Source organism: Bacteroides sp. AF25-38AC, from assembly GCF_003602995.1.
In the GTDB taxonomy this organism is placed as follows: Bacteria; Bacteroidota; Bacteroidia; order Bacteroidales; family Bacteroidaceae; genus Bacteroides; species Bacteroides uniformis.
The window spans coordinates 113,917-126,583 of sequence record NZ_QTMD01000006.1; the positions used below are offsets into that span (position 1 = coordinate 113,917).

At 45.9% G+C, this 12,667-nt stretch carries 10 protein-coding genes; all 10 read left to right on the forward strand.

The annotated features are described in order from the left end of the window. The first annotated feature begins 88 nt into the window (after positions 1-88). Complete coding sequence (locus tag DWY55_RS05980) at positions 89-1,045, forward strand: SPFH domain-containing protein (protein WP_005823806.1); 957 nt, start codon at positions 89-91, stop codon at positions 1,043-1,045. Between the two features lie 12 nt (positions 1,046-1,057). Continuing rightward, complete coding sequence (locus tag DWY55_RS05985) at positions 1,058-2,416, forward strand: alpha/beta fold hydrolase (protein WP_005823804.1); 1,359 nt, start codon at positions 1,058-1,060, stop codon at positions 2,414-2,416. Between the two features lie 66 nt (positions 2,417-2,482). Then, the gene (locus DWY55_RS05990; protein ID WP_005823802.1) at positions 2,483-2,689 is read left to right on the forward strand and encodes a hypothetical protein; all 207 of its coding nucleotides are present in this window, start codon (positions 2,483-2,485) and stop codon (positions 2,687-2,689) included. 317 nt (positions 2,690-3,006) lie between these two features. After that, a complete protein-coding gene (locus DWY55_RS05995) occupies positions 3,007-4,389 on the forward strand; it encodes a hypothetical protein (protein ID WP_005823799.1) in 1,383 nt (460 codons plus the stop codon). A gap of 29 nt (positions 4,390-4,418) precedes the next feature. Beyond that, positions 4,419-5,570, forward strand: a complete 1,152-nt coding sequence (locus DWY55_RS06000; protein WP_005823798.1) for an imelysin family protein — start codon at positions 4,419-4,421, stop codon at positions 5,568-5,570. A 109-nt stretch (positions 5,571-5,679) separates the two neighbouring features. Beyond that, entirely contained in the window at positions 5,680-7,113 is a 1,434-nt protein-coding gene (locus DWY55_RS06005; RefSeq protein WP_085931069.1) for a di-heme oxidoredictase family protein, read from the forward strand. 29 nt (positions 7,114-7,142) lie between these two features. Beyond that, entirely contained in the window at positions 7,143-8,354 is a 1,212-nt protein-coding gene (locus DWY55_RS06010; protein WP_005823796.1) for a porin, read from the forward strand. A gap of 24 nt (positions 8,355-8,378) precedes the next feature. Further along, complete coding sequence (locus tag DWY55_RS06015; protein WP_008665536.1) at positions 8,379-9,095, forward strand: hypothetical protein; 717 nt, start codon at positions 8,379-8,381, stop codon at positions 9,093-9,095. 65 nt (positions 9,096-9,160) lie between these two features. Then, complete coding sequence (locus DWY55_RS06020) at positions 9,161-10,315, forward strand: Rid family hydrolase (RefSeq protein ID WP_005823794.1); 1,155 nt, start codon at positions 9,161-9,163, stop codon at positions 10,313-10,315. A gap of 28 nt (positions 10,316-10,343) precedes the next feature. Beyond that, on the forward strand, positions 10,344-12,395 hold the full coding sequence (gene ccsA / locus DWY55_RS06025) for a cytochrome c biogenesis protein CcsA (protein ID WP_117877886.1): 2,052 nt from the start codon (positions 10,344-10,346) through the stop codon (positions 12,393-12,395). The last annotated feature ends 272 nt before the right edge of the window (positions 12,396-12,667 follow it).

The window sequence follows — 12,667 nt, forward strand, 5'->3', positions numbered from 1 at the left end:
TATGTTAACTCCCTTGTTTCTTTGTACTTCTCTAATTTTAATTGATATATTTGTGATATCGTTATGATATCAATTAAATTTATAGAATATGGAAACAAAAGAGTGTAGTTTCAGTGGTTTCAAGATGAATGGCTTTCTGGCCTTGTTCCTTCATTTGGTAGTGCTTACGGCGGTGATAATCTTTGGGTTTCTCATTTCTGTGCCTACCTTGATCCTTTCGGTGTGTCTGTGTCTGGTATGGTTCATTATGTTTGCCGGCTATATGGAGCTGGAACCGAACGAGGCGCGTGCCATGGTGTTCTTTGGCAAGTACAAGGGAACATTCAAAGAGACCGGCTTTTTCTGGGTAAACCCTTTCCTTAATAAGAAGAAGCTTTCGCTTCGTGCACGCAACCTGGATGTGGAGCCGATAAAGGTGAACGATAAGATTGGTAATCCTATTCTTATAGGACTGGTATTGGTGTGGAAGCTGAAGGACACCTATAAAGCCATGTTTGAGATTGATTCACAAACAATGGCTGCATCCGCTCCGACAGCGGGTAATGCGAACCAGGTCAGTCTTGGCAATGCGGTGGCCAACCGTATGAATGCGTTCGAGAATTTCGTCATGATACAGAGTGATGCCGCTCTTCGCCAGGTTGCTGGTCAGTATGCCTATGATGATAATGAGGCTGATACGGAAGAGTTGACACTTCGTTCGGGCGGTGAGGAAATCAATGAACAGCTGGAGCAGAAATTGAATGAACGCCTGGCCATGGCAGGTATGGAAGTGGTGGAAGCGCGTATCAACTATCTGGCATATGCGCCCGAAATTGCCGCTGTGATGCTGCGTCGCCAGCAAGCATCTGCCATTATTACGGCACGCGAGAAGATTGTGGAAGGGGCAGTCTCTATGGTAAAAATGGCGCTCCATAAACTTTCTGAAGAAGAAATTGTTGAACTGGACGAAGACAAGAAAGCAGCAATGGTCAGCAATCTGTTGGTAGTGCTTTGTGCGGACGAGGCTGCCCAACCGGTAGTCAATACGGGAACGTTGAACCATTGATAAAGGATACGGATGAAAGAGATGGGAGGCATAGGACGGTGGGCTCTTATACTGCTCTTGCTGGGCAATGTATATGGGGGCTTTGCACAAGATGCGAATACTGCGCGCGCGCAGCACATTTATGAATTGTTTGTGGCAGGGCAAGGTGACAGCATCCATGCGGCATTGAACCGGGAGTTGCAGGAGAAACTGGCTCCGGCACTCTTCAATGATTCTTTCCGGCAAGCAGAGAAAATGTTTGGTAAATCCATATCAAAAGGAGAATGGAAGACCGATTCTGCCCAGGGAATTACTATCTATTATTCCGATGTGGAATTTGAACGTTATAATCTCCGCTTTCTAGTGGCTTTTGATGCTGACGGGGCACTGAATACAATCCGGCTAGTCCCTGCACCTGCTGTTAGCACTGCCCAACCGGTAGCCTATGATAAGACAAAAATGGATGAAAGGGATATTACGCTGGGAGCCGACGGCTACAAGCTTCCCGGAACGTTGACTTTGCCCAAGAGGGCAGTCGGTTCGGATGTATGCAGGGTTCCTTGTGTTATTCTGGTACATGGTTCCGGTCCTCACGACCGTGACGAGACGATAGGTCCCAACAAGCCTTTCCGTGACCTGGCCTGGGGATTGGCGGAACGCGGCATTGCCGTCGTCCGCTATGAAAAACGGACAAAAGCATATGGTGCGGCTTGCGTTCCTGCCGGTCGCGAACTCGATTATGATACTGAGGCCGTGGACGATGCCGTTGCCATAGTGGAGCAGGTAAGAGCTTTGCCCGAGCTGGCTCCTGACAGTGTGTATGTGTTGGGGCACAGCCTGGGAGGTACATTGGCTCCCCGTATTGCCGGGCGTTCGAAAGGTTTGGCAGGTATCATTATCCTTGCCGGACTGGCAAGACCGCTTGAAGATGCTCTTGAGGAACAGTTTTATTATACCTCTTCTTTGACGGATTCTTCAGTCAATGTAAAGGCTCAACTTGATGAACTGAAACAACAGTTGGTGAATGTCAAAAAGCTTGGTACCGAAGAGTTCGATGAGGCAATTCCCTTACCGTTGGGGCAGCCCCGCTCCTATTGGCTGTTTGCCAACGCTTACAAACCAGTGGAGGTTGCCGCTAAACTAAAGCTGCCCATATTTGTTCTTCAAGGGGAGAGAGATTATCAAGTGACTATGGAAGACTTCGGTTTATGGCGTTCCGGTCTGTTGCATTGTAAGAATGCGTACTTCAAATCTTATCCGAAATTGAATCACTTGTTGCAGGAAGGCAGCGGCAAGGCGACTCCGTTTGAGTATAGCCATGCTTCGCCCGTCCCGGCATATGTTATGGATGACATTGCCTCCTTCGTGCGGGGCAAGCAGAATACTCTTTGATTGGTACTTGGTTATATCAAAGTAACTTCAATCATAAATCGTAAATTGTTAAATAGTAAATAAATAGTGGCTAAAAAAGAAACTTCAACCAAAAGCTTTGTCCTCCGTGTGGATGCTGCAACGATGGATGCCATTGAAAAATGGGCAGCCGACGAGTTCCGTAGTACCAATGGACAGCTTCAGTGGATTATCGCTGAAGCATTGCGGAAGAGTGGGCGGATGAAGAAGTCCAAGAATCCTCCTCCGTCTGAAGAGAAAGCAAAGGAGGATTAGTAATAACAGATTCTAAATCGTAGATAATATGATTAATCTTGGTCCTTATTCCGGCAAGAATTGCCCTAATGTCCGTTTCCAACCCACTGTGCTTGACCGTATTCTGGAAGGTACGGCCCTGCTTATCGTGCTCGTTACGTGAATTAGCATTTTAATAGTTCTTTTACCATTTATCCTCCTTTTTCATCTTTATTTGTTGTTATAAATCTGCCATTACCTACTAATGGTTACTCTTTCTCTTCTTTTCGCAATTTTTAGGTATTGTTCTCCTTTTTAACTACCTCTACCTTTGCTCCCAACAAAAATTAAGATAAAAGATGAGAAAATTAACTGGCTTATTCGTTTTATGTTTTTTGCTTTCTGCCAATGCTTTGCAGGCTGCTGAACCTGAAAAAGTTACTTCTGCAGCAGAGAGTACGGAGATTTCAACAGACAAAGAGAAAAAGGAAAAAGTAGCGAATGATGGCGACAACTACAAGAAATTCCGTTTCGGTGGATACGGAGAAATGGTTGCAAGTTTTAAGGATTATGGTATTAACCGTTTCTATGGTGCGCCTGAAGGCAATCCAGACAAACATAGGAATACAATTTCTATACCCCGTTTCGTGTTGGCTCTGGATTACAAGTTCAATTCCAAATGGATACTCGGTGCTGAAATCGAGTTTGAATCCGGTGGTACGGGTACTGCTTATGAACTTGAGAATACGGAAAACGGTGAGTATGAAACGGAGGTGGAAAAGGGTGGCGAAGTGGCTATCGAGCAATTCCACATTACCCGTTTAATTGTTCCACAATTCAACATACGTGCCGGTCACATCATTGTCCCGGTAGGATTGACCAACGCCCATCATGAACCAATCAATTTCTTTGGAACTTATCGGCCGGAAGGAGAGACAACCATCCTTCCTTCTACGTGGCATGAAAACGGACTCGAGTTTTTTGGTTCTTTTGGAAAAGGATATGCCAGCTTTGATTATCAGGCCATGATAGTGGCCGGTCTGAATGCCAATGGCTTTGACCGTAACACCTGGATAGCAAGTGGCAAACAAGGCATCTTTGAAGAAGACAACTTTACTTCACCGGGCTATGTGGCTCGTCTGGACTATAAGGGGGTTCCGGGGTTGCGTATAGGTGCTTCGTTCTATTACTGCGCTGATGCCGGTTCCAATTCTGACAAAGCGGATACTTATTCGTCTACCGGTAAGATTCCGGTAAGAATTTATACGGCAGATGCCCAATACCGTAATAAATATGTGGTTGCCCGTGCCAATATGGTATACGGAAATTTGGGTAATTCAGCGAAGCTTAGTGAGGCAAATACCAAATTGTCGAATAAATCTCCTTACAGCCGTATAACCCCCATTGCAAAGAATGTAGTCAGTTATGCAGCCGAGGCCGGTTTGAATATCAGCGCTTTCTTCAAAGGAAACAGGAAAGTTCCGGTTATCTACCCCTTTGCACGTTATGAATATTATAATCCGCAAGAAAAGGGAGAGGCCAGCCAGATAATGGAGAAACGTTGTCAGGTAAGCATGTGGACTGCTGGATTGAATTGGTATGCCTTGCCTAATCTGGTGGTAAAGGCTGACTACACTACCCGCCAAATCGGAACAAACAAGGTTTTTGGAACTGGCAAGTATAATAGTGAAAATGAGTTTTCGATTGGTATTGCCTATATCGGTTGGTTTGTCAAGAAGTAGATGAATAGTAATCAATTAATTTTATACAGATGAGGAAAAATTTCTTTTATGCGGCAGCTTTGGTATTAGGGCTGGCATTTACGGCTACTGCTTGTAGCGATGATGATGACAACAGTACAGTTAATCCTGCTGACATTGAGTATAACTCGGAGAATGCGGCAAGTTGGCACAACTACATGAGAAATGTGGCGGCTTTGTTGAAGGCAGATGCCACCAATCTTTATGATTCTTGGAATACGAGTTATAAGGGTGGGGCAAGTTTTGCAACTTCCTTCAAAGCTCATAATGGTGCCTATAACTTTTCAAGTGCCTGGAACTGTATAGAGCAGGTTATCGACGGTTGTGTTGAAATCTCCAATGAGGTAGGTGAGACGAAGATTGGTGATCCATATAATAAATATATGGCAAACAATGTTACAGAGGCCCTCTATGCTGTTGAGTCATGGTATAGCTGGCATTCCCGTGATGATTATACCAATAATATTTACTCAATCCGCAATGCCTATTACGGCTCTTTGGACGGTAAGGTGAGCGACAAGTCAATTTCAAAATTGGTGGCTGGAGTCAATGCGGAGTTGGATATGAAAGTGTCGGCAGCTATCACTACGGCAGCATCGGCTATTCAGGCTATTCCCCAACCTTTCCGTAATAATATCAACAGTCAGGAAACGGTAGCGGCTATCAAGGCTTGTGAAGAACTGGAAAGTGTATTGGATAAGGAGTTGAAACCTTATATCAGGGACAATAGCACCATTAACAGCAATGAAGCACTTGACCCGATTGTTGAAAATTATGTCAATGTTGTGGTTTTGCCTACCTATAAGGATTTGAAGGAGAAGAATAGTACGCTGTATGACGCTGTGGTGGCTCTTGCCAACAATCCCTCTAACAGTGCTTTTGAGACGGCATGCAATGCTTGGATAACAGCCCGTGAACCTTGGGAGGAAAGTGAGGCGTTCCTATTTGGGCCGGTGGATGAGCTGGGACTTGACCCGAATATGGATAGTTGGCCTTTGGACCAGAACGCCATTGTCCAGATTCTGAATTCCCAGAAATGGGGCGATTTGGAATGGAGCGAGGGTGATGATGATGCAAAAGTTGAATCTGCCCAAAATGTACGCGGATTCCATACTTTGGAATTCCTGCTTTTCAAGGATGGCAAGCCTCGTACAGTTAAATAAGAATTATTTATAAACAATACTCAAGAAGTAAAGGGGAGGATTTGGAGAATCCTGCCTTTACTTCTTTGGCATGTTTGGATATGCCATTATTAAAAAGTAGATAAAGATGATGAATCGTTTAATGAGATATTCATGTCTTCTCCTTTGTTTGTCGGCAGGTTTGACTGCTTGTGATGATGATGGGATTGACGTGTTGGATATAGAGATTCCTGAAGGATACGCTCTGTCTGCCGGAACGTCCACAATCTTCATGAATTCATCTAAGGCCTATGATTCACCGGCAGACTGGGTGTCGGGTGTTTACAACAGTCGCTTTAATGATGGTGACGGGCTTTACGATGATGTGCGTACGAGTAGCAATGGCATGGGAGGTGGTCTTGGCCCGGTCTATGCGGGGTATTCTTGTGGCAGTTGTCATCGTAATGCCGGCCGTACCAAACCGACGCTGTGGAGTGAAGGTGGATCGGGTAGTTACGGGTTTTCCTCGATGCTGGTTTATATAAGCCGCAAGAATGGTGCGTTTTTTCAGGATTATGGTCGTGTCCTCCATGACCAGGCAATTTATGGAGTGAAACCGGAGGGGAAGCTTTCTGTGGAGTATACTTATGAGACTTTTACCTTTCCCGACGGAGAGAAGTATGAACTTTGCAGACCGGCTTATTCCATATCCGAATGGTATGCTGACAGTATAAAGCCTGAAGATATGTTCTGTACGGTGCGTATCCCGTTGAGACATGTCGGTATGGGGCAAATGATGGCTTTGGAACCTACGGAGATTGAAGCGCTTGCTGCAAAAAGTAATTATCCGGAGTATGGTATAAGTGGCCGTTGCAATTACATTACCGAACGTGGTGTGAGAAGCTTGGGGCTGTCGGGAAATAAGGCTCAACATGCGGATTTGACTGTTGAACTTGGTTTTTCAAGTGATATGGGTGTTACCAATAGCCGCTATCCGGAAGAGATATGCGAGGGGCAGTCCCAGGTGAATCAAGGCAGCATGATGGGGCTTTCTTATGCCCAGTTGGATGTTTCTACAGAAGATATGGAAGATGTTGACTTGTATATGCAGAGTCTTGGTGTTCCTGCACGGCGTAATGTGAATGACCCGCAGGTGATAAGGGGAGAACAGAATTTCTATAAAGCCAAGTGCCATCTTTGCCATGTCACCACGTTGCATACCAAGCCTCGGGGCTCCGTGCTGTTGAACGGTACCCGTTTGCCATGGTTGGGAAGTCAGACAATTCACCCCTATTCGGATTTTTTGCTGCATGATATGGGCTCCGAAATTATGGGAGTCGGTCTGAATGACAACTATGTAAGTGGGTTGGCGCGTGGCAATGAATGGCGCACTACTCCGCTTTGGGGTATCGGGCTTCAGGAAAAGGTAAACGGACATACCTACTTCTTGCACGATGGTCGTGCTCGCAATCTTGTTGAAGCCATAATGTGGCATGGGGGAGAGGGAGAAGCATCGAAAAATCTCTTTAAGAACATGAGTAAGGATGACCGTGATGCCCTGATTGTATTTTTAAATTCACTTTAGAACTAATAAGCTTTATATAAAAAGTAATTATGAAGAAATTTTTATATGTCGCCATGCTGGCTGTTTTGCCTTTGACCGCTATGGCGCAACATGAGGAAGATACGGAGAATGGTGTAGTGTCATTGGCCGGAAGAGAAGGTTTTACCATTGAAACAAAGAAAGGTGATTTTGTTTTCAAGCCTTATCTGTTGGTACAAACGAGTGCTAATTTCAATTGGTATGATGATGAAGGCTTGGATAAGGCTTATAACCAAGATAATATTGCCAATTCGGGTTTTTCCATTCCTTATGCCGTACTTGGCTTTACTGGCAAGGCTTTTGGAAAAGTAGCTTTCAATCTGTCCATCAATGCTGCTGCAAGTGGAGGAGCGCTGTTACAGCAGGCGTGGTTTGATGTACAGCTGAAAAAACAATTTGCGATTCGTGTCGGAAAGTTCAAGACTCCATTTTCGCATGCCTATCTGACAACTCTTGGCGAAACACTGCTTCCCCAGTTGCCGGTTTCTCTGACGTCTTCTGTAATTTTGCCTTATTCGTTGAATGCCGTGACGCCTAATATCGGTACGGGATTTGACCTGGGTGTTGAAATTCACGGTCTGGTGGCAGATAAGTTCGGTTATGAAGTCGGCTTGTTCAATGGAACCGGAGCTTCCGTGAATACAGCTTCAAAGACGATGAGTGATGACTGGCATATCCCTTCATTGCTGTATGCCGGACGTCTGACTTATATGCCCAAGGGGGTGATGCCTTCCACACAAGGTAATCCTAACCGTTTGAACGAGGATAAGATATTATTCGGTCTTTCGGGTTCTATCAATGTGGAGAGTGAAAATGAGAGTACCAATGATACCCGTGTGGGGTTGGAATTTGCCATGTTGAAGAACAAGCTCTATCTGGCGGCTGAAGCTTATTATATGAATGTAGGTTTCACCAAACGGCAAAAGATAAATGAATCGTATAGCTTTTTAGGCGGTTATGTGCAAGGTGGTTACTTTGTCGCTCCCCGCCTACAGCTTGCCGCACGCTACGATATCTTCAATCGTAACGGTACGGATGACGACGGTTTCCTGAATATGCCTGCTGTAGGTATGAATTACTTTTTCAGAGGATGCAACCTGAAATTGCAGGCAATGTATCAGTATGTAGCCCGTTGGGGACACGACACGCAGCTCGACCGTGATAATGATAATTTAGGTCTGGCCACTCACTCTGCCACGGTGATGCTTCAATATACATTCTAAATGAAGTCAGGAAAGGATTCGTCTATGAAAAAATACATTCTTTTCTTTTTTCTGCCCGTGCTTCTTATAGGTCTGCATGCATGCGATGAGGGGAGAATTTATGAGAATGCCGTAGTGGCCACGGGTGAAGGACGCACAGTGAAGATGACAGGCCGGATTAGTGGTGTGGATAAGTGGTCGGGCGACTATAGTGTGGTAGTGGCAGGATTTGATGATGAAAGCGATTATGCCATTGTTTCAAAGGTTGTTCCGGCATCCGAATCGGATAATGATGAAATCCAGTTGACAATGTCCGGCATAACGGATGAGGTGACAACTGTCGAGCTATGTGTAATCAATAAGTTGAGGAAGCGCATTGTCAGTTTGGTGGCAATGGAATGTACTGAAATCGCTGATACTATACTTATGGATGCAGGAACAGTTGATGCAAGTATGTACAATGCCATTCAACAAAAAATATTCAATGCCACTTGTACGGCTTGCCATGGTCTTAGCACCACTCCGGGTGGTGGCTTGAATCTGCTGGAAGGACATAGCCATGCTGATCTGGTCAACCGGGCTTCAACGACGGTGGACGGTAAAATGAGGGTTATGCCCGGCAATGCGTCAGAAAGTGTCTTGCATCTCATATTGGGTACGGACATCAGCTCGGATTGGCGTATAGACCATTCTCAGATGATAACCTCATCTGATATGCAGTCTTTGATTGGCAACTGGATTGACGATGGTGCACAGCCGTAATAATGATGGGCCTTACTGGTAATACCGGTACTTTTTTGAACAACAACGACTAATTGATATTTAATATGAAAAATAAACAACAACAAACTAATCAATTGGAGAATACCTTAACCGAAATCTTTAAATATGAGGTAGAAGCGGGTGTTTCGGAATATCATGTAATGATTCATGCCACCAGACCGGAAGCGACTTATGAAGAACAGCTGAATGCGGTGGTCGACACTTACTGCCAACTACGTGAAAGTGAGCTACAAGGTGCTGTTGCCATCTTTAAACGCTACTTTCTAAGTGACGCCGCCAATCAGGCAGATATGCTACTGGCGCTTTCGGCAGAATGTTCGGATTGTGCACTCTCCGTGGTAGAGCAGCCGCCGTTGAACGGTACAAAGATTGCACTGTGGGTCTATCTGCAGAAAGGTGTGGAAACACAGGTACTTCATAACGGATTGTTCGAAGTGAGACATGGCGCCTACCGTCACCTTTGGGGAGGCGGCTCTTTCAATCGTGCCGCCAATTCGGAATACCAGACCCGTCTGCTGTTGAATGACTATGTGATGCAGCTGATGGAACAGGGCTGCAAGCTGGCTGATAATTGCATACGTACCTGGTTCTTTGTACAGAACGTGGATGTGAATTATACCGGAGTGGTGAAGGCGCGTAATGAGGTGTTTGTTACCCAGGACTTGACGGAGAAGACTCATTATATTTCCAGTACCGGTATCGGTGGCCGTCATGCCGACCCAAAAGTGACGGTTCAGATGGATACTTATGCTGTAGATGGTTTGAAATCTGAACAAATTCACTACCTTTACGCACCGACACATCTGAATCCCACATACGAATACGGTGTGAGTTTCGAGCGAGGTACGTATGTGGATTATGGCGACCGTCGCCAGGTGTTTATTTCGGGTACTGCGAGCATCAATAATAAAGGTGAGGTGGTATATCCCGGGGACATTCGCAAGCAGACGGAACGTATGTGGGAGAATGTGGAGGCTTTGTTGAAAGAGGCTGGCTGTACGTTTGATGATTTAGGACAGATGATTGTTTATCTGCGGGATGTTGCTGACTATACCGTGGTCAAAGGAATGTATGACGAGCGTTTTCCGGATACTCCGAGAGTGTTTGTATATGCTCCCGTATGTCGTCCGGGTTGGCTGATAGAGATGGAATGTATGGGAGTCAAGTCTTTAGAAAACAAGGAGTTTGCTCCATATTGATTTTTTACTTTTAATTGATAGCTCTTAATTGAAAAAGTTTCTCATAGCTGTTTATGGTTGTTTGCTGCTCTTACTTGCTGCAACTACGTTTGTAGAGCAGACATACAGTACGGATTTTGTAGAAAAGCATGTTTATCATACGATTTGGTTCTGTTGTTTGTGGGGAGCCCTTGCTGCGATGACTGTTGTTGTGCTTGTAAGACAGCGGTTGTGGCGGCGTCTCCCGACGTTGTTGTTGCATGGCTCCTTCCTCGTGATTTTGGCGGGAGCCATGACTACGTTTCTTTGTGGCCGAAAAGGATATGTGCATCTTACTGTCGGCAGTGAGGTGAACTGCTTTTTGGAACAAGACGGCAGGCAGGTTGTAGAGTTACCGTTCACCTTACGTCTGGACAGTTTCCGGATTGAGTACTATCCGGGTACGGATGCTCCTGCAGATTATATCAGCTATATTCACGGTGAGACGCCCGTCTCCATGAACCGTATTCTTTCACGGCAGGGGTTTCGCTTTTATCAGTCTTCCTTTGATGAGGATATGCAGGGGAGCTGGCTGACAGTGAATTATGACCCGTGGGGGATAGGGATTACCTATAGTGGATACCTCTTGTTAGGTGTCTCCATGCTCTGGATGCTGGTCAGCCGGGGCGGAGAGTTCCGCAGGCTGCTGAGGCATCCGTTGTTGAAGAAGGGAGGAATGTTTGTTCTATTGTTGCTGTGTCTGGGAAGTGGGGTACATGCGCAGAAGAGAAGCCTTCCGGCACTGGCACGCAAGCAGGCGGATAGTCTTGCCCGTAAGCAGGTGATTTATAATGACCGTGTGGTTCCTTTCAATACCCTTGCGCGCGATTTTGTACTGAAACTGACGGGAAAATCGTCTTATGGAGGCATGACGCCGGAGCAGGTGATTGGCGGATGGCTTCTGCGTCCGGAGGTTTGGCAGAATGAGCCGATGATTTATATCAAAAACGAGGCACTCCGTCGCCTGCTTCATTTGGAGACACCCTATGCATGTCTGGCTGATTTGTTCGACGGTGAGAAGTATCGCTTGCAGAAGTTCTGGAAGGGGAAGCAAGACCATCATCAGAAAATGACTTCTCTGGAAAAGGCCATTGTAGAGGCGGATGAAAAGGTGGGACTGATTTTGATGCTCCAAAATGGTACATTGATTCGTCCTTTGCCGGAAGACGGGAGTGTGGAGCCTGTTTCCGATACTAAAATACAAGCCGAATTGCTGTATAACCGTATTCCTTTCAGCAAATTGCTGTTCATGTTCAACCTTACGGTGGGGATGCTGGCTTTCTTCCGTCTGCTGTATCGCGGCCTGCGCCGTTCGTCGGCATTGTCAGACTCTTCCGGTAGGATTGTAGCGCTCTCTTTCTCTTCGCGTTTGGCAGATACTTTTTTCCCGTTTTCTCTTTATGCGGCGTTTCTCTTTCAGCTCTTCGGGTATGGTCTGAGGTGGTACATCGGCGGGCGTATCCCGTTGGGTAATGGATACGAAACGATGCAGTTCATGGCATTGTGTGCGCTGTTCCTGGCTTGTCTGTTTCGGCGGCGCTTCCCGTTTATGGTGCCTTTCGGTTTTTTGCTGTCCGGTTTTGCCTTACTGGTGTCCTATTTGGGACAGATGAATCCCCAAATCACTCCCTTGATGCCCGTGCTCGTTTCTCCGTGGCTCAGTACGCATGTGTCGTTGATAATGATGTCTTATGCTTTGTTTGCCTTTATGATGCTGAACGGCATACTGGCATTGTGTCTTCGCCGTTCAGCCCGGATGTTGATGCTGCTCAGCCGATTGCTGCTTTATCCCGCCGTTTTCTTTTTGGGAGCCGGCATTTTTCTGGGTGCGGTTTGGGCCAATGCTTCTTGGGGGCGTTATTGGGCTTGGGACCCGAAGGAAGTATGGGCGCTGATTACCTTTATGGTTTATGGAGCGGCGTTCCATGCGCGCAGCCTGCGCATTTTCCGCAGTCCGTTATTCTTCCATATCTATATGGTTGCCGCCTTTCTGACAGTCCTGATGACCTATTTCGGGGTGAACTACATCCTTGGAGGAATGCACAGCTATGCCAATGCCTGATTTACGGGTGGTTCTACCTATTTATGATGACTGACTTGTTTTATTATACCTAATTTAAGTGATTGCGTACTGTCTGCCGATGCCCTATCTTTGCAACATCAGATTTGAATGAATTAGTTAGTCATAATTACGTAACCACTTTTATGAAGATAAAAGGATCCCCGCTTCCCGATGTGATATCGTGAAGCGGGGATTTGTGTATGGCGTGACGGATACTGTGGGTAAGGTTGGATAAGGATACTTGTGGGGCATAAAGAGTCATAGGATGGGGA